The organism is Acuticoccus kandeliae (assembly GCF_003073115.1).
In genome coordinates this window covers 173,422-191,528 of sequence record NZ_QBBV01000003.1, presented here as the reverse complement: position 1 = coordinate 191,528, position 18,107 = coordinate 173,422, and the positions used below count along the sequence as shown (strand labels likewise).

At 69.2% G+C, this 18,107-nt stretch carries 17 protein-coding genes and 1 pseudogene; 9 read left to right on the top strand and 9 right to left on the bottom strand.

The features are described 5' to 3' along the window. Nucleotides 1–2: 2 nt before the first annotated feature. On the bottom strand, nt 3–710 hold the full coding sequence (locus DBV35_RS20130; protein WP_108662177.1) for a GntR family transcriptional regulator: 708 nt from the start codon (nt 708–710) through the stop codon (nt 3–5). Between the two features lie 151 nt (nt 711–861). On the opposite strand from DBV35_RS20130, the gene DBV35_RS20125 reads away from it, so the two are divergent. After that, nucleotides 862–2,271 carry an NAD(P)H-dependent oxidoreductase gene (locus DBV35_RS20125; protein WP_108662176.1) on the top strand — a complete coding sequence of 470 codons (1,410 nt, stop codon included), beginning with the start codon at nt 862–864 and terminating at the stop codon, nt 2,269–2,271. A 7-nt stretch (nt 2,272–2,278) separates the two neighbouring features. On the opposite strand, the gene DBV35_RS20120 is transcribed toward DBV35_RS20125, so the two are convergent. The 4 genes from DBV35_RS20120 to DBV35_RS20105 all read right to left on the bottom strand — a co-directional run bounded on the left by DBV35_RS20120 (nt 2,279) and on the right by DBV35_RS20105 (nt 6,012). Continuing rightward, on the bottom strand, nt 2,279–3,055 hold the full coding sequence (locus DBV35_RS20120; RefSeq protein ID WP_108662175.1) for an SDR family NAD(P)-dependent oxidoreductase: 777 nt from the start codon (nt 3,053–3,055) through the stop codon (nt 2,279–2,281). A 39-nt stretch (nt 3,056–3,094) separates the two neighbouring features. After that, a complete protein-coding gene (locus DBV35_RS20115; RefSeq protein WP_108662174.1) occupies nt 3,095–3,604 on the bottom strand; it encodes a TRAP transporter small permease in 510 nt (169 codons plus the stop codon). Next, complete coding sequence (locus tag DBV35_RS20110; RefSeq protein WP_108662173.1) at nt 3,601–4,899, bottom strand: TRAP transporter large permease; 1,299 nt, start codon at nt 4,897–4,899, stop codon at nt 3,601–3,603. Before DBV35_RS20110 ends, DBV35_RS20115 begins: the two co-directional genes overlap by 4 nt. Nucleotides 4,900–4,992: 93 nt before the next feature. After that, on the bottom strand, nt 4,993–6,012 hold the full coding sequence (locus DBV35_RS20105; protein ID WP_157961871.1) for a TRAP transporter substrate-binding protein: 1,020 nt from the start codon (nt 6,010–6,012) through the stop codon (nt 4,993–4,995). 438 nt (nt 6,013–6,450) lie between these two features. On the opposite strand from DBV35_RS20105, the gene aac(3) reads away from it, so the two are divergent. The 4 genes and pseudogenes from aac(3) to DBV35_RS20085 all read left to right on the top strand — a co-directional run. After that, entirely contained in the window at nt 6,451–7,305 is an 855-nt protein-coding gene (aac(3), locus tag DBV35_RS20100) for an aminoglycoside 3-N-acetyltransferase (protein WP_108662171.1), read from the top strand. Beyond that, nucleotides 7,302–7,901, top strand: a complete 600-nt coding sequence (locus DBV35_RS20095) for a GNAT family N-acetyltransferase (protein WP_108662170.1) — start codon at nt 7,302–7,304, stop codon at nt 7,899–7,901. The genes aac(3) and DBV35_RS20095 overlap by 4 nt, the downstream gene beginning before the upstream one ends. Before the next feature lie 147 nt (nt 7,902–8,048). After that, a complete protein-coding gene (locus DBV35_RS30315) occupies nt 8,049–8,534 on the top strand; it encodes a hypothetical protein (RefSeq protein WP_157961870.1) in 486 nt (161 codons plus the stop codon). A gap of 82 nt (nt 8,535–8,616) precedes the next feature. Next, nucleotides 8,617–9,057 (top strand): annotated as a pseudogene (locus tag DBV35_RS20085) (SAM-dependent methyltransferase); the annotation flags it as partial. Nucleotides 9,058–9,128: 71 nt separating this feature from the next. Here DBV35_RS20085 and DBV35_RS20080 read toward each other — a convergent pair. The 3 genes from DBV35_RS20080 to DBV35_RS20070 are packed head-to-tail and all read right to left on the bottom strand — an operon-like array spanning nt 9,129 to nt 12,039. Continuing rightward, entirely contained in the window at nt 9,129–10,409 is a 1,281-nt protein-coding gene (locus DBV35_RS20080) for an alpha-hydroxy acid oxidase (RefSeq protein ID WP_108662167.1), read from the bottom strand. Then, on the bottom strand, nt 10,406–11,086 hold the full coding sequence (locus DBV35_RS20075; RefSeq protein WP_108662166.1) for an RraA family protein: 681 nt from the start codon (nt 11,084–11,086) through the stop codon (nt 10,406–10,408). The genes DBV35_RS20080 and DBV35_RS20075 overlap by 4 nt, the downstream gene beginning before the upstream one ends. After that, nucleotides 11,083–12,039: a hydroxyacid dehydrogenase gene (locus DBV35_RS20070; RefSeq protein ID WP_157961869.1), complete on the bottom strand. Its 957-nt coding sequence runs from the start codon at nt 12,037–12,039 to the stop codon at nt 11,083–11,085. The genes DBV35_RS20075 and DBV35_RS20070 overlap by 4 nt, the downstream gene beginning before the upstream one ends. A gap of 356 nt (nt 12,040–12,395) precedes the next feature. On the opposite strand from DBV35_RS20070, the gene DBV35_RS20065 reads away from it, so the two are divergent. From DBV35_RS20065 to DBV35_RS20050, 4 genes are all read left to right on the top strand, one after another. Then, the gene (locus tag DBV35_RS20065; RefSeq protein WP_108662164.1) at nt 12,396–13,358 is read left to right on the top strand and encodes a tripartite tricarboxylate transporter substrate binding protein; all 963 of its coding nucleotides are present in this window, start codon (nt 12,396–12,398) and stop codon (nt 13,356–13,358) included. A gap of 70 nt (nt 13,359–13,428) precedes the next feature. After that, nucleotides 13,429–13,887 carry a tripartite tricarboxylate transporter TctB family protein gene (locus DBV35_RS20060; protein WP_108662163.1) on the top strand — a complete coding sequence of 153 codons (459 nt, stop codon included), beginning with the start codon at nt 13,429–13,431 and terminating at the stop codon, nt 13,885–13,887. 2 nt (nt 13,888–13,889) lie between these two features. Then, nucleotides 13,890–15,416: a tripartite tricarboxylate transporter permease gene (locus DBV35_RS20055; RefSeq protein WP_108662162.1), complete on the top strand. Its 1,527-nt coding sequence runs from the start codon at nt 13,890–13,892 to the stop codon at nt 15,414–15,416. Between the two features lie 174 nt (nt 15,417–15,590). After that, nucleotides 15,591–16,304 (top strand): GntR family transcriptional regulator, encoded by a 714-nt coding sequence (locus DBV35_RS20050; protein ID WP_108662161.1) that lies wholly within the window; start codon nt 15,591–15,593, stop codon nt 16,302–16,304. A gap of 3 nt (nt 16,305–16,307) precedes the next feature. Here DBV35_RS20050 and DBV35_RS20045 read toward each other — a convergent pair whose 3' ends face one another. After that, nucleotides 16,308–18,038, bottom strand: coding sequence for an IlvD/Edd family dehydratase (locus DBV35_RS20045; protein WP_108662160.1), 1,731 nt, complete (start codon nt 18,036–18,038; stop codon nt 16,308–16,310). Nucleotides 18,039–18,107: the final 69 nt, after the last annotated feature.

The following is an 18,107-nucleotide window of genomic DNA, read 5'->3' as shown; positions in this document are numbered from 1 at the left end:
CGTCAGGGCAGCGAGGGCTCCAGCACCTTCCGCGTCGCCTTCCACCCGCTCCAATGGTGCGCCCGCAGGAGCTCGCGCAGGATCGCCCCCTCGCGCCGCTTCAACGCGTCGAGGATCATCTCGTGCTCCAGCACCGCGCGCGCCCACCGGCTCGGCTCGCGGTTGCTCGCGAACCGGTAGCGCCGGATGCGCGCGCTCTCGGCCCGGTAGACGCGGACCAGCGCGTCGTTGTGCGCGCACAAGAAGATCTGCAGGTGGATGAGCTGGTTGACGTTGAAATAGCCGAGGAGGTCCCGCCGCTCGAACGCGGCGACCATCTCGTGGTGGAGCCGCTCGGCCTCGGCGATCTCCTCGTCCGTGCCGCGCTGGCAGGCGAGCTCGGCCGCGTGCAGCTCCATCCCGATCAGCATCTCGATCACCGCCTCGACGTCGGACAGCGAGAGCTGCACCACCATCGCGCCGCGGTTGGGTGAGATCCGGACGAGCCCCTCGGCCTCCAGGATCTTCAGCGCCTCGCGCAGCGGGGTGCGCGAGATGTCGAGCCGTTCGGTGATGACGCGCTCGGGGATGCGGTCGCCCGCGGGGAGCTCGCCCGAGACGATCATGTCGCGGATGCACTGCGCCGCGTAGAGCGAGCGGCGGCCGCGGCGGCGGTCGAACCCGCCATTCTCCGCACCGTCATCGTCCAATGTGCTCGCAAGATGTTGCATGCAAATCCTATACTAAAGGCCGAAACCACCGGCAAGCGAGTTGACAAATACGGCATTTTGCATGCAACTCTCGCCCCACAGCCCCCAAAAACACGTTAGGGTGGCGCGATCCTGCGGATTGCAGGTCCGATTGCATGGAGTTGCAGCAGCCATGAATTTCCACGCCTTCTATGCCGACGCGGCGCCCGTGGTGACGTGCATCGTCGGGGCTGGCGATTTCGGGCGGAGCTTCATCGCCCAGAGCGAGCGGATGGCACTGCTCGAGACGCGCATCGCGGTGGACCTCAAGGCCGAGGCGGCGGCCGCCTCGCTCGTCGCCGTCGGCATTCCGGCGAACCGGGTGAAGATCTGCACCACCGCCGCCGAGGCGCGCGCCGCCTGGAACGCGGGCGACTATCTCGCCGTCTCCGACCTTGCCGTGGTGCTGGACCTGCCGATCGACGTGGTCGTGGAGGCGACCGGCCACCCGGAGGCGGGCGCCCGCCACGCACGCCTCGCGATCGAGGCCGGCTGCCATGTCGCGATGGTCTCGAAGGAGGTCGACAGCGTCATCGGGCCGGGCCTCTCGGCGATGGCGGCGGCACGCGGCATCGTCTCGACCCCGGTCGACGGCGACCAGCCGAGCCTCGCGATCGGCCTCATCACCTGGGCCGAGACGCTGGGCTTCGACATCATCGCCGCCGGCAAGTCGAGCGAGTATGATTTCGTCCTCGACAGCGCGCGCGAGACGATCACCAGCAACGGGCGCGAGATCCCGGTTCCGGGCTTCGGCGCCCTCGCCTATCTCGGCGACCGCGACTGCGCCGAGATCGTCGCGGCCCGCTCCGCCGGCGCCGCCGCGCTCCAGCAGCGCCTCGTGCCGGACCTGTGCGAGATGACCGTCGTCGCCAACGCGACCGGCTTCCTCCCCGACCGCTCCGACTTCCACGCCCCCATCGCGCGGATCGACGAGCTCGCGACGATCTTCGCGCTGGAGAGCGAGGATGGCGGGCTCATGGGCAAGCCGCGCAGCCTCGACGTGTTCCATTGCCTGCGCGCCCCGACCGAGGTGAGCTTCGCCGGCGGCGTCTTCGTGGTCGTGCGCTGCACCGATGAGGGCACGTGGCGTCTCCTGCGCGACAAGGGCCACATCGTCAGCCGCTCCGGGTCGACGGCCGCGCTCTATCTGCCGCGCCATCTCCTCGGCCTCGAAGCCGCGACCAGCATCCTCGACGCGAAGATCCACGGCATGTCGAGCGGCGCGCGCCACCCGTCCCACCACGCCGACCTCGTGATGATGGCCGATATCGACCTCCCCGCCGGACATGTGCTCGACATGGGCGGGCATCATCATGTGGTGGAAGGCGCATCGGCGCGCATGATCCCGGCGGCAGCCCTCACCGACGAGACGCCGGCCCCGTTCTATCTCGCCTCGAACCGGCGGCTGAAGCGCGCGGTGAAGAAGGGCGAGCCGGTCCGCATCGGCGACATCGAGATCGACGAGACGTCGGAGCTCTTCTCGCTGCGCCAGCGGCAGGACCGCCACTTCTTCGGAGAGGCGCGGATCACCGCGCCCGCCTGAGCGGCGCTCACATGAAGGGGCGACCACCGTCGACCATGAGGATCGTCCCGGTGATGTAGGACCCCTCGTCCGAGGCGAGCCAGAGGATCGGGTAGGCGACCTCGCGCGGGTCGGCCCAGCGCCGCATCAGGCACATGTCGTTGTCCTCGTTGCGCAGGTCCGTCTCGGTCCGGCCGGCCGCCTCGGCGCGGCGGACGTGGAAGGGCGTCAGGATCGGGCCGGGGCAGATCGAGTTCACCCGGACGCCGTGCGCGATCTCCTCGAAGGCGAGCGTGCGCGTCATCGCGTTGATGCCGGCCTTGGTCGCATCATACTGGCCCATGCCCGCGCGGCCGGACACGCCGAACGTCGAGGAGACGTTGACGATCGAGCCCTTCCCGGACTTGCGCAGATCCGGCAGCGCCGCCTTCACCATGTAGGCATAGCTGAGGAGGTTCACCTCCAGGATGCGCTGCCACGTCTCCGCCTTCGCCTCGGCGAGCGGCTCGTAGGAGCGGATCCCGGCGCAGTTCACGAGCACGTCGAGCGAGCCGAACGCCGCCTTCGCGGCCGCCACGGTCCGCGCGCACTCGGCCTCCTGCGACACGTCGGCGACGAGCGTCTCGACCGCCGCGTCCGGCACGCTTTCGCGCACGATCGCGACGGCGCGTTCGAGGCCCGCCGCGTCGGGGTCGACGAGGAGCACCTTGCCCCCCTCCTCGCAGAAGACCGCGCCCGTCGCGCCGCCGATGCCGCCGCCGCCACCCGTGATGATCGCGGCCTTGCCGGCCAATCGCTTGCCCATGAACTTGTCCCAGACTGTCGGTTGTGTGGAAGGCGGCCGTCAGCCGAGGAGGCCGCCCGAAGGCTCGGCCGGGTCGAACCGGCCCATCGCCGCGAGCACGAGGCCGGCGATGCTGTAGACCACCATCAGCGCACCGGCGACGGGGATGCTCGCGTACCAGTAGGCCTTGTCGAAGCGCAGGAAGGGGGTCGTCTCCCCGGACCCGGCGGCGAACTCGTAGCCCTTCACGAGGAGCACCAGCGCGAAGGCGAGCATCAGGATGCGGATGAGGATCTCGAGCGCGATGCGCACCGGGCGCGACACCGCCACGAGGATGAGCGTCACGTTGTAGAGCGCGCCCTCGCGCCAGAGCGCGACCGCGCCCATGAAGGTGAGCCAGGCGACCAGAAGCTCGACGATCTCGTCATAGCCGGTGATCGAGACGAACGGCAGCGCGCGGGTGATGACGCCGGCGAGGAGCAGGACGAAGAGCAGCACCAGGGCGGTGATGACGCCCCACTTGCAGATCCGCGCGACGAGCCAGTCGGCCCCCTTCAGGACGGACATCATCGGCCGGCTCCATATCCGAAGAGTTCAGGCAGGAAGAGCACCGTCTGCGGCACGAAGGTGACGAGCATCAGGACCGCGAGGAGGGCGAGCACGTAGGGCCACATCTCGCGCACGATCTCGCCGACCGGCACACGGCTCACCTCCGACACGGCGAAGAGGCACAGGCCCACCGGCGGGGTGACGAGACCGATCATCAAATTCAGCACCATGATGATGCCGAAATGGACCGGGTCGACGCCGATCTGCAGCATCACCGGCAGGAGGATCGGGAAGGCGATGATGATGATCGCGACGCCCTCGATGAACATGCCGAGCACCAGGAGGACGATGTTCACGAGGAGCAGGATGCCCCAGGGTTCGCTCGTGATCTGGAAGAGCGACTCGATGACGGCGTTCGGGATCTGCTGCTGGATCAGCACCCAGCCGAACGGCGCGGCGGCGGCGATGATGAACATCACCTGCACCGTCTGCCGGGCCGAGAGCCACAGGATGTCGGGAATGTCGCGCAGGCGAAGCTCGCGATAGACGAGCGTGCCGAGGATCAGCGCGTAGGCGGTCGCGAGCACGGCCGCCTCGGTCGGCGTCGCGAAGCCGCCGAGGATGCCGCCGATGATGAGCACCGGCGTCAGCATCGCGGGGGCGGCGTTGAAGAAGACGCGCCGCGCCTCCGGTCCCGCCGGCCGCTCCTCCATGATCGGCAGCTTGCGGCGGTGGGCGACGATCGCGATCACGATCATCAGCGCGATCGCCATCATCGCGCCGGGCAGGATGCCGGCGAGGAAGAGCGCCCCGATCGAGACGTTGGCGAGGCTGCCATAGATCACGAGCGGGATGCTCGGCGGCATGATCGGGCCGATGGTGGAGGAGACGACGGTGACCGTGGCGGCGAGGCGGCCCGTATAGCCCGCCTGCCGCATCGCCTTCACCTCGATGATGCCGAGGCCCGCCGCGTCCGCCACCGCCGAGCCGGACATGCCGGCGAAGAGCACGCTCGCGACGACGTTCACATGGGCGAGGCCGCCGCGGATGCGGCCGACGAAGAGCTGCGCGGCGGCGAAGATGCGCACGGTGATGCCGCCGGTGTTCATCAGGTTGCCGGCGACGATGAAGAAGGGGATCGCCAGCAGCGGGAACGAGGTCGTCCCCGCATAGAGGCGCTGGATGAAGATGAAGAGGAGGTCCGGCCCGCTCACGTACCACATGGTCCCGACGGCGATGATGCCGAGCGCGATCGCGATCGGCGTGCCGATGAGGATCAGGGCGCACAACGCCACGAGGAGGATGACCATGAACATGGCGTCGGGAGCACTCCGAGGAGGAACAGGGCGACCGGTCTCGCAGGGTCGCCGGGCGCCGGTCGCGGGCGCCCGGACCCTTTCAGTGCGCGATCAGCTCGTCTTCGCGGCCTCGACGAAGCCCTGCCAGGTGTTCCAGGCCTCTTCGCCGATCGTGCTCTTCAGCTGCTCGTAGGCGGGGGTCATCTGCTCGCGGAAGGGCGCGACGTCCGGCCGGGTGACGGCGACGCCCGACTCTTCCATCTTCGCGAGATAGTCCTCTTCCCGCTGGACCACCTGCGCGCGCGCCGCGTTGCCGGCCGCCATCGACTCCTCGGAGATCACCGCGCGCTGGTCGTCGGTGAGGCGCTCCCAGGCGCGCGGGTTCGAGGCGAGCATGACCGTCGAGTAGATGTGCTTGGTGAGGGCGATGTTGCTCTGCACCTCGTAGAATTTCGCGGCGAAGGTGGTGCCGACCGGATTGTCCTGCCCGTCCACCGTCTTGTTGGCGAGGGCGAGATAGACCTCCTGGAAGGCGATCGTCTGCGTGATCGCGCCGAGCGCCTCGAAGGCGAGCTTGATCGCGAGTTCGGGCGGCACGCGCAGCTTCAGGCCCTCGATGTCGGCGGGCGTGTTCACCGGACGGCGGCTGTTGGAGAGGCTGCGGAAGCCCCACTCATAGTTCGCGACCCAGGTGAAGCCGGCCGTCGCGAGCTGCGCGGCCATCCAGTCGCGCCCGGTGTCGTCGAGCGTCTTGTGGGCGTGCTCGTAGCTGTCGAACTGGTAGGGGATGTTGACGACGCCGACCGTGCGCGACAGCGCCTCGATGTTGGCCGGGTTGAGGATGATCATGTCGACCGCACCGGCGCGCGTCTGCTGCGCAGTCTCGGTCGGAGAGCCGAGCGCGTTGTTCGGGAAGATCGTGATCGCGACCTCGCCGTCGGTCCGGTCGGCGATGCGCTCGACCATCTTCACCGTCTCGGTGTGGACCGGGTGGCTGGTGTCCGCCGGGTGGGTCAGCTTCAGCGTGACGGCGGCGCGGCCGAGGCGCGGCCGGGCGACGACGGCGGCCGACGTGGCGCCCGCGAGCGCGACGAAGTGGCGGCGCGACAGATTCGTGATGTGCTTCGGCACGATGTTCGTCCTCCCAGACGGTCGGCCCGCTCGTTGCTGGCGGGCGCTTGTTGCGGTCGTTTGGTCACGTCCGTCGGCCTCGAATCGCGACGACACGGTCGTGCGCACCCGAGACACTGTTCTTGCCATTTTTTGCATGCAAATCGGCGCGAGCGTCAAGAGGCGGCCGCGGTCAGGCTCAAAATTTGGGCAAGATTGCATGCAAGTCGCGAGGCTGACCGTCCACGCGGCACGCGCACGGATCCGCGCACGCACCCCACCCTAGCGGGGATCGCCCCGCCGCCATGACCGCCGCGCGGGGCGTGCGGCGAGCAGTCGCATCCATGCATCCCGCCGCGAGACCGCGCATCCGGGCAACCCGCCGCTCGGCGCGGCCGCGGCGATGGGCAAGCGCGCCCCCGATCGCCATCTTCGGGCGAGTGAGCGGGAGGACGGGCCATCACCACCGACGCGCCATGGGCGACGCGATCCACACTGCGCGCCGACCTCGCACGGATCGGCCTCGCGGCGGGCGACATCGTGATGATCCACGCGGCGCTGCGGCGCGTCGGCCCGATCCTCGGCGGCCCCGACAGCCTGATCGACGCGCTCCGCGACGCCGTCGGCCCCGCGGGGACGATCCTCGCCTACACCGACTGGGAGGCGGACTATGAGCGGCTCGCCGACGCCGGCGGCCGCGTCCCCGCCCGCTGGCGCGACGAGATCCCGCCCTTCGACCCCGCGCGCTCCCGCGCCGCGCGCGACAACGGCGCCTTCGCCGAGCTTGTCCGCACGACGCCCGGCGCGCGGCGAAGCGGCAATCCGGGCGCATCGGTCACCGCGCTCGGCGCCGAGGCCGACCGCCTCACCCGCGACCACCCGCTCGACTATGGCTATGGGCCGGGCACGCCCTTCGCCCGCCTCGTCGCGTCCGGCGCGAAGGTGCTGATGCTCGGCGCCCCCACCGACACGATGACCCTCCTCCACCACGCCGAGCACCTCGCCGCCCTGCCGGACAAGCGCGTGAAGCGGATCGAGGTGCCACTCCTCTCCGGCGCGACCCGCATCTGGCGGATGATCGAGGAATTCGACACGTCCGACCCCGTCACCCCCGCCTTGCCGCAGGACGCGTTCGCCCGGATCGTGGCAGACTATGTCGCCGGCGGCGGCGCTGCGCGCGAGGCCCACATCGGCCGCGCCCCGTCCCTCCTCGTCCCGGCCGCCGCCATTGTGCCGTTCGCCGTCGCCTGGATGGAGGCGCATGTTCGGGCGGAGGCGGGGCGAGAAGAAGAGCGTCAGGGAGGCGCCGCATGACATCCACCGACACCATCGAGATCCGCCCCTTCACCCCCGCCGACATGGAAGCGCTCGGGGGTCTCCTCGATTCGCTGCGCGCGGCGGAGGGGTGCTGGTGCGTCTGGTATATCGGGTCCATCCGCGCCTACCGGGAAGGCAAGCGGAACGGGGACAACCGGGAGACCTTCTCCGCAATCGCCGCCGCGTCGCGAGACCCGATGGGGCTCGTCGCGATGGTGGACGGAGCGGCGGTCGGCTGGTGCGCGACCGGCCCGCGCGCACGCTACGCCCGCGCGCTCAACACCCCGACCTACGGCCGCCGCGACCCCGCCGAGGACGACACGGTGTGGCTGATTCCGTGCCTCGTCGTCGGGCGCGACCACCGCAAGCGCGGCCTCGCCCAGCGCCTCGTGGCGGCCGCGACAGCGCTCGCCGAAGCGCACGGCGCCCGCGCGGTCGAGGCCTTCCCTTTCGCCGACGGCAAGCGGCAGAGCGCCGAGAACCAGGTCGGCTTCGAGCGCATGTTCACCCGCGCCGGCTTCCACGTGACCAACCGCCCCTCCCCCGCCCGCGCCTTCATGCGCCGCGACTTCGCGACGGCCCCCGGCGCATGACAGCGCCGGGCGCGCGGATCGCCGGGAGGACACGGTTGTGCGCCCGTCTGCATTTGCAGCGACGGAGCCGATCAAATATTTTGCGGCAACGGGCGTCACGGTGGTCGGCTCGCCCTCCCATCGCGCCCGATTGGGTGAACCGCGATCATGACGAACGACGCAATAACAGGTTGCTTTGTTTCCGGCCTCTGGGCCCTACCCGAGATAACACGTTATGAAAGCGCCTCTGAGGCACTGAACTTTGCCAAGCGCCTACTTTGCGAAGAAAATATTTCGGGCGAAATTCATTATTTCTCCGTTCGATTTCAGTCCAACTCACTGATTTTACAGAGAATGCACGACGAGTGCTTTTTGCAGTTCCATACCGACGAGACTCCGTCTGGCTGGAAAACGCTCGTACGCGACCCGGGCGAGCTGGACGCGAACATGGAATTCGTAGTGGCTCACTTCGGTGAAGCGAACGGCGCGGTCGCCGACTACTTTCGTCTGATCGGGGTGGAAGGAGCGTGGATCCTTCGTCGCCTCCTTGTGAGCACGTCGATGGCGCTCAGCGTCCTCCCCGACATCGAGGCGTACATCGCCGCCGGAACGCCATTCGACCCAGCGAAATGGTTCAACATCGAAGTGATGTAGAGGCTGGCATCGGCATGATGAATTCAGTCTCCCGCCTCGGCCAGCAGCGCCCCACAACCATGCCCCCGCGCCGTGCTCCTGCGGCCCCCGCCGCATGACCGCCGCCTACCAGCGGATCGCCGCGTTCATCGAAGCCCTCCCCCTCGCGCCCGGAATGCGCGTGCTCGAGATTGGGTGCGGGCCGGGGGTGGCGGCGCGGATGGTCGCGGGGCGGATCGGGGACGGGCATGTCGTCGCGATCGACCGGTCGGCGAAGGCGGTCGCCCTCGCGCGGGGCGGGTCGCGCGCCGAGATCGAGGCCGGGCTTGTGTCGTTCCGAGACGTGGCGGCGGAGGATTTCGTGTTGGAGGCGGGCGAGGCGCCGTTCGATCTCGCCTTCGCCATGCGCGTCGGCGCGTTCGACGGGCGCCATCCCGAGGCGGGGCGACGCGCGCTCGCGCGGCTTGCCGTCGCGCTGCGGCCCGAGGGGCGGCTTTATATCGATGGGGGCGATCCGGCGAGGATCATCGACCCCAGCGCCTGACGGGTTCGCCGGCGGGACAGTCGTGGAGAGGGGCGCCCCGCCCTGCCGGTCCCGGCAGGGCGAGAGCCGCCTTAGAGCGCCGGGGGCGCGAGGCGCGACGGGCGCCAGGGCTCGGCGAGCACCGCTTCGGTGAGCTCGTCCAGCGAGCCGAGGCCGAGCATCGCCATGTCGCGGTCGATCTCGGCGGCAAGAAGGTCCGCCGCGTATTCGACGCCCGGAACGCCGGAGACGGCCGCCGCGAACAGGAACGGCCGGCCGACGAACACGAAGTCCGCGCCGAGGGCGAGCGCCTTCAACACGTCCGACCCGCGCCGGACGCCGCTGTCCAGCATCACCGCCATGTCCCCCGACGCCGCCTTCACCGCCGGCAGCGCGGCGATGGAGGAGATCGAGGAATCGAGCTGGCGGCCGCCATGGTTCGACACGACGATCCCGTCCGCGCCGATCTCGCGGGCGCGCGCCGCATCCTCGGGCGCGATCACGCCCTTGATGACGAGCTTGCCCTTGAAGCGCTCGCGCACGATCTCGGCATGACGCCAGGAGAGGCTCGCCCGGCCCGCGAAGGAGCGCACGACGTCCTTCGCGATGATCGGCGGGCCGCGCATCACGTCGTTGTTCTCGAAGTGCGGCATGCCGTGGACGCGCAGCGTGCGCACCATGGTCTCCCACAGCCACGCCGGACGGACGAGGCCCTGGAGGGCAACGTCGAGGCTCGGCTTCAGCGGCGCGCCGAACTTGTCGCGCTTGCTGTCCTCGCGGTTGCCGGCGACCGGCACGTCCGCGGTCATCACCAGCACGTCGTAGCCGGCCGCGGCGACGCGATCGACCATGGCGGCGATGCGCTCGTCGTCGCCCGGCAGGTAGCCCTGGTACCAGCGGCTCGGCCCCTCCTTCGCCACCCGCTCCAGGCTGGTGAGGGAGGTGGCGCTCATCACCGCCGGGATGCCGAGCGCGGCGGCGCCCTTGGCGAGCGTGACGTCGCCGTCATAGGCGGCGAGGGCGCTGAGCCCCATCGGCGCGATGCCGAACGGGTGCCTGTAGCGCACGCCGAACAGCGTCTTCGACTGGTCGCGCGTCGCGTGCCCGCCGAGGACGCGGGGGATCATCTTGATCGCGCCGAAGTCGGAGCGGTTGTCGGCGAACGCGGTCCAGGAATCGGCCGCCCCGGCCACGTAGCCGAACACGCCGCGCGGCAGATGACGCCGCGCGACGGCCTCGAACTCCTCGAGGTTGAAGCAGTTCCGCAGCCGGCGCGGGGCCCGGCTCGCGGCACGCTTCTCGACGCCCGGATCCGACGCCGCGGCGCGGCCGCCGGTCGCCGGATCGGCCGGAACCGGGGCCGCCTCGCTCATTCCTCGATCTCGCAATTCTTGGCGGCGAGCGTCTTGTCCACCCAGGCGCGGTCCATGGTGCCGGCCTCGATGTGCGCGAACTCGCGCTTCTCGGCGGCGAGCTTGGCCTCACCCGCGGCGAGCACCGTCTCCAGATGGTCGTACGGCACGCACAGGATACCGTCCCCGTCGCCGATGATGAGGTCGCCCGGCTCGATGACCATGCCGTCGATCGCGACCGTCACGTTGATCTCGCCCGGACCGTCCTTGTAGGGGCCGCGGTGGGAGACGCCGGCGGCGAACATCGGCAGGCCGCTCTCGTAGATCTCGTAGGCGTCGCGAATGGCGCCGTTCACGACGAAGCCGGCGATGCCCTTCTTGATCGACATCGTCGTCATGATGTCGCCGAGGATCGAGTTGGTGAGGTCACCGCCGGCATCGACGACGATGACGTCGCCCGGCTGGGCGATGTCGATCGCCTTGTGGACCATCAGATTGTCGCCGGGGCGCGTCTTCACCGTCAGCGCGGGGCCCGCGAGGCGCACGCCCGGCTTGTGGTACGGGGTGAGCCGGGCGCCGCCCGCGGTCATGCGCCACATCGAGTCGCTCACATTCGCGACGGGCAGCGCCGCGAAGCGCTTCACGATCTCGCTGGAAACGGCGCGCTTGCGCTTCAGAACCCGGAATCCGATCGTCATTGTGGTCCTCCCTTGGCGACCTCGGCGACGGCGCCGGCGGGGGCCGGCTCCGTCAGGCAGTTCAACACTTTGTCCGCGATGGCGATGCCGACGCGGCGCAGGCTGGCTTCGGTCTGCGCGCCGGCATGGGGCGTCGCGATGAAGCCGTCGATCTCGAGGAGCGGGCTCTCGAACTTGGGCTCGCTCACGAACACGTCCGACGCGGAGCCGCGGATATGGCCGGAGCGCAGCGCGTCCGCGAGCGCCGCCTCGTCGACGATACCGCCGCGCGCGCAATTGACGAGATACGATCCCGGCTTCATCCGCGCGAGCGCCGCCGCGTCGAACATATTCCGCGTCTCGTCATTCAAGGGGACGTGCAGGAAGATGATGTCGGCCGCCTCGATCAGCGCGTCGAGCGTCGGGACGGGCGTCACCCCGGCCGGCCAGTTTTCGAGATAGGGGTCGTAGCCGACCACCTTGGCGTCGAAGCCGCCGACGAGGCGCTTCGCGACGAGGCTGCCGATCGCGCCGACGCCGACGATGCCGGCGGTCAGCTCGCCGAGCTCGTAGCCCGTCTTCTCGGGGCCGGAGAGGCGCGTCCCCTGCCGCAGCGCGTCGGTGTGACGCGCGAGATTGCGCAGGAGGGCTAGCGCCATGCCGACGGCGAGGTCGGCGACCGAGGGCGCGTTGACGCCGGGGGTGTGGCGTACGGCCACACCGCATTCCGCCGCCGCCGTCGAATCGATGTTGTCGATGCCGGCCCCGTGCTTGCCGACGACCTTCAGCCGCTTGGCGGCACGGATATCGTCGCCCGTCACACGGGTCGAGCGGACGATGAGACCCTCCGCCTCCTCGCGCCAGTTCGCGCTGTCGGCGGGCCGGCGCAGGTCCGCGTTCGCGGCGAGGTGCTCGAGAGCGGCCGGGTGAATGTCGTCCAGCACGAAGACGACGGGACGGCGGGGTTCAGTCATCGCGACACTCCGGAGCGTACCCCGTGCCGTGCGACCGGCGCCCCTGCGCCGAGGCCGTGCGGACCGGCCCGGCGAACCGGGCCGTGGTCTCGCAGACGCTGCCGGGTCCGCAACCGCAAACGAGGTACATAAAAAATACAAAGATGCCAGGATCACAAAACGCGACCGATGGCAAGCGCGGGATCCCCAAACGTCCAACGCCAAAAAAATCGGCCTTATTTCAGCCCGATACTGATCCGAGCCTTCGAATAGAGTCACACCCCCTTTACCCAGTCGGGACGCATCCTGTACAGCGTTCGTGTCCAAAGCGGTCGGGTATGGACCCGATGTGGACGCCATTCCGAACGGGAGGATCCATGAAAAAGACTCTGGCCCTCGCCAGCCTTCTGCTGGCGACTTCGGTCGGTATCGCCCCGGCTTTCGCGCAGTATCCGGAGCGTCCGATCACGATGATCGTCGCCTACACGGCCGGCGGCGGCACCGACATCGCCGCCCGCACGCTCGTTCCGTACATCGAGAAAGAGCTCGGCGGCGCGACGATCACGGTTCTGAACCGTCCCGGCGCCGGCGGTGAAATCGGTTTCACCGCGCTCGCCCAGGCAAAGCCGGACGGCTACACGATCGGGTTCATCAACACGCCGAACCTTCTGTCGATCCCGATCTCGCGCCAGGCGCGCTACACGCTCGACAGCTTCGCCCCCATCGCCGACATCGTCTACGATCCGGGCGCGTTCAGCGTGCGGCCCGATGCCGGGATCAGCAACCTCGAAGAACTCGTCGCCTACGCGAAGGAGCATCCGGGTGAGGTCACCTACGGCACGACCGGTATCGGCTCGGACGACCACCTCGCCGCCCTGCGCTTCGAGCGCCTGACCGGCGTCCAGCTCGAGCACATCCCCTTCTCCGGCAATGTCGACGTGCGCGCCGCGGTCCTCGGCGGTCACATCATGATGGCCTCGATGAACATCAGCGAGACCATCGCCGACTCCAACGAGGGCACGCTCGTCATCCTCGGCCAGATGGCCGAAGAGCGCTGGGAAGGCGCCTCCGAGGTCCCGACCTTCAAGGAGCAGGGCTTCGACGTGATCATGGGCTCGGATCGTGGCATCGCCGCGCCGGCCGGCACCCCGGACGACGTGCAGAAGGCCCTGTCCGACGCGGTCGGCCGCGCGATCCAGAACCCCGAGTTCCAGGAAGCGGCCAAGAAGCAGGACCTCGCCCTCTCCTTCCTGGACAGCCAGGCGTTCCGCACGCACCTCGAGGCGCTCGACGGCACGCTGAAGACGCTCTGGGAAGAAGAGCCCTGGATCAAGGAATAGTCCCTTTTTCGGGGCCGGATCCGTCCGGCCCCGAAGTCTTCTCCAACGTCGTCTCTGTCGGGAGGAACCGATGCCGAAGGGCGTCATCGAACTCTTCGCCGGGCTGATCGCGACGGCCGTCGCCATCGCCGGCATCTTCGAAGCGTCGAGCTATCGCGGCGCCTCGTCCTACATGCCCATCGCCGTCACCGCGATCGCCGCGGCCCTCGGCCTCGCCTGGATGGCCCAGTCCGCGATCGCCCTCTCCCGCGGCACCAGCGGCACGCTCACCGTGTCCCCGGTCAAGGTCGCCCGCTTCTTCGTCATCGTGGCCGTGGCCGCCGCCTATGTCTTCGGCGTCTCCCATTTCGGCTACTTCACCTCGACCATCGTCATGGTGCCGGTGCTCTCGCTCGCCATCGGCTATCACAACATCGTCGCCATCGTGCTGACGACCATCGGCTTCTGCGTCGTCCTCTACGCGGTCTTCCGGCTCCTTCTGTCCGTGCCGCTGCCCCAAGAGACGATTCTGAGCCTTATCGGAGCCTGACGATGGATCTTTTCGGCCCCATTCTCTCCGCCGCGCCGCAGCTTCTCGATCCGAGCGTCATCCTCGCCATGATCGTGGGCACGGCCGTCGGCATCGCGGTCGGCGCGCTGCCCGGCCTTTCGGCCACGATGGGCATCGCCGTGCTCATCCCGCTCACCTTCTCCATGTCCCCGCTGGTCGCGCTCGGCATGATCGCCGGCATCTATAATGGCGCGATGTATGGCGGCTCGATCCCCGCGATTCTCCTGCGCATCCCCGGCACGCCCGCCGGCATCGCCACCGTGTTCGATGGACACGAGATGGCCAAGCAAGGCAGGGCCCGCCTCGCGCTCGACATCTCGCTGGTGTCGTCCTCGCTCGGCAGCGCCGTCAGCGCCCTCGCGCTCCTCTTCCTCGCCCCGCCCCTCGCGGCGGTCGCGCTGAAGTTCAGCCCGGCGGACTATTTCTGGCTCGCCCTCTTCGGCCTCACCACCATCTCGGTGCTCCTTGCCGACAACCCGGCCAAGGGCTTCCTCAGCGCCTGTCTCGGCCTCGTCCTCGGCATGGTCGGCATCGACGGCCTCACCGGCACGGAGCGCTTCGCCTTCGGCCAGCTCGACCTCCTCAGCGGCATCGACATCGTCGTCCTCCTCACCGGCCTCTACGCCATCCCGCCGGCGATCGACCTGATGCTCGGCGGCAACCCGGTCGCCAAGGGCGAGCTGGAGCTCGGCTCAAAGCGCGAGAAGTTCCGCTGGTCCTCGCTGATCCCGACCTGGATCCGCTCGTCGATCATCGGCCTCGTCGTCGGCCTCATCCCGGCGCTCGGCGGCAACATCGCCGCGATCCTCGCCTGGAACGAGCAGCGCCGCGCGACGCCCGAGAAGGACAAGCCGAACTACGGCAAGGGCATGCCCGAGGGCCTCGCCGCCCCCGAGTGCGCGAACAACGCCGACACCGGCGCGACGCTCATCCCCGCGCTGACGCTCGGCGTTCCGGGCAACGCGGTCGCGGCCGTCATCCTCGGCGCGCTCCTCGTCCACGGGCTGCGTCCGGGGCCGGAGCTTTTCCGCGACAACGCCGACACCGTCTACGGCTTCATGCTGACGATGCTCGTCACCGCGGGCCTCATGTACATCATCGGCAAGGTCGGGGCGCGGGCCTTCATCAACGTGCTGCGCCTGCCGCCGCGCCTCCTCGGCCCGATGATCCTCGCCCTCACCACCGTCGGCGTCTACGCGGTCCACAACTCGATCTTCGAGGTGTGGCTCATGCTCGGCTTCGGTCTCCTCGGCTTCCTGATGGAGCGCCTGTCGATCCCGACCGCGCCGGCCGTCCTCGCCGTGATCCTCGGCCCGATGGCCGAAGAATCGCTGCGCCGGGCGCTGCTGATCTCGCGCGGCGACGCGACCTATCTCGTCGCGAGCCCGATCTCCTGGATCCTCGTCGCGCTGATCCTGATCACGCTGATGACGCCGCTTTGGCGCCGGATGCGCGCCCGGAAGAAGGCCGCCGGCGGCCCAGAGGTTCCGGCGACCGACGAGGCCTGAGGCCAACGGGAGGCCGCGCCCCGATGGGTGCGGCCGCCCCGCTCCGCGCGGCATCGCGACAGGCCGCGCACGCGACATGCGACGCATCTCTGAGTTGCGGCTACAATCGACGCCGCACGGCCCGCACCGCACGTGTGCCGGTCTCCTGTTCACCGATGAGAGCCGAGCCGATCCATGAACGTGAGCGACAAGGTCCACATCGTTCTGCGCCGCCGCTTGATGTCGGGCTATTACGATCCGGGCCAGCAGCTGAAGGAAGAGAGCGTCGCCGCCGATCTCGGCGTGAGCCGCACGCCCGTCCGCTCGGCCATCCAGCGCCTCATCGCGGAGGGGCTGCTCGAGCCCGCGGCCAAGCGCGGCGCGGTCGTCACCCCGTGGCGGATCGAGGACGCGGAGGACATCTTCAACCTGCGCATCCTGCTCGAGGGCTATGGCGCGGCGCTGTCGACCCGCAACGCGGACGATTCGACCTTCGATCACATGGAGATGCTGAACGAGCGGATGGCCGAGGCGATCCGCACACCGGACCCGAGCCGGCTCGAGATCGTCCACAAGGCGAACTACGAGTTCCACCTCGCCCTCTACCAGGAGTGCGGCAGCGCGCATTTGCGCACGTTCGGGACGAGCCTGCTCGACTACCCGCTCGTGATCGGCGGCTTCTACATCTACACCGACGCCGACATGGAAGAGAGCATCCGCCAGCACGGCGAGATCATCGCGGCGCTGCGCGCGCGCAACGCGGAGTGGGCGACGGCGGCGGTGAAGTGCCACCTGACCGCCGCCATCGTGCGCTTCCGGCGGGCCGGAACGACGAAGGACGGGTCGCTGCTGCGCCCGCCCCCGCACATGCTCCTCGCCGATCGGGTGAACGACGAGGCGGCCGAGTAGGCCTTACTTCGCCTCGGGCACGGAGCCGGTCTTCGGCGGCATCAGGAAGGTGAAGTCGCAGCCGTGATCGGCCTGCGTCACCGTCTCCATATAGAGCCGCTTGTAGCCGCGGTCCGACCCCTCGTGGACGGGCGGGGTGAAGTCCGCGCGCCGCGCGGCGAGCTCCTCGTCCGAGACCTCGAGCGTCAGCGTCCGGTTCGGCACGTCGAGGGTGATGAAGTCGCCCGTGCGAACCAGCGCGAGCGGGCCACCCTCGGCCGATTCGGGCGTCACGTGCAGCACGATCGTGCCGGATGCCGTGCCGCTCATGCGCGCGTCGGAGATGCGGACCATGTCCTTCACGCCCTTGGCGGCGATCTTCTTGGGGATCGGCATGTAGCCGGCCTCCGGCATGCCGGGCGCCCCCTTCGGACCGGCATTCTGGAGCACCAGGATGTCGTCCTCGGTCACGTCGAGGTCCGGGTCGTCCACCCGCGCGCCGAGATCGGCGATCGAGGAGAACACGATCGCGCGGCCGCGATGGGACATGAGCTTCGGGCTCGCCGCCGACTGCTTCACGATCGCGCCGCCGGGGGCGAGATTGCCGCGCAGAACCGCCATGCCGCCCTCGGGGAAGAGGGGCTTGGCGATCGGGGAGACGATGGTCTGCGTCCACCCGCCCGGCATCGCCTCCAGATTCTCACCGAGCGTGCGGCCGGTGACGGTCATGCAGTCGAGGTGGAGGTGGTCCTTCAACTCGCGCAGGATCGTCGGCAGGCCGCCGGCGCGATGGAGGTCTTCCATGTAGTTCTGGCCGGACGGCTTGAGGTCGACCAGCACCGGGACCTTCCGCCCCATCGCGTCGAACGCGTCGAGGTCGAGCTCCAGGCCCATGCGGCCCGCGATCGCGGCGAGGTGGACGATGCCGTTCGTCGACCCGCCGGTCGCGAGGAGCACCGTGAGGGCGTTCTCGAACGCCTTGACGGTCATGATCTTGTCCGGCGTGAGACCGTTCGCCGCAAGCGCGACGGCGAGCTTGCCGCTCTCCTCGGCGCTGCGCCGGCGGTCGGCCGAGACGGCGGGCGGCGTCGCCCCGCCCGGCGCCATCATGCCGAGCGCCTCGGTGACGAGGGCCATCGTGGACGCCGTACCCATCACGCCGCAGGTGCCGGCGCCGGGGACGAGCTGGTTGTTGACCTCAGCGATCTCCTGATCGTCGATCTCACCGGCGCGATAGCGGCCCCAGAAACGGCGGCAATCGGTGCAGGCGCCGACGCGCTCGCCGCGATGGCTGCCGGTCATCATCGGCCCGGTCACGAGCTGGATCGCCGGGATGTTCGCGCTCGCCGCGCCCATGAGCTGGGCCGGGACCGTCTTGTCGCAGCCGCCGATCATCACGACCGCGTCCATCGGCTGCGCGCGAATCATCTCCTCGGTGTCGATGGCCATGAGGTTGCGCATGAACATCGAAGTCGGGAAGGCGAAGCTCTCGTGGATCGAGATCGTCGGGAACGGCACGGGGAGCGCGCCGGCGAGCATCACGCCGCGCTTCACCGCCTCGACGAGATCCGGAACGTTCGCGTGGCAGGCATTGTAGGCCGAGAACGTGTCGACGATGCCGACGATCGGCCGGTCGAGCGCGTCGTCCGAGTAGCCCATGCCCTTGATGAAGGCCTTGCGAAGGAACAGCGAAAACGCCGAATCGCCGTAGCTCGTCAGCCCTTTCTTCAGTCCACGCGCGTTGTCGCCAGCCATAGTTCTCCACCCTTCCTTTTGGCGCGCATCAACGAACACGCACTCCGGATTGTCAACAATATGTTTGAC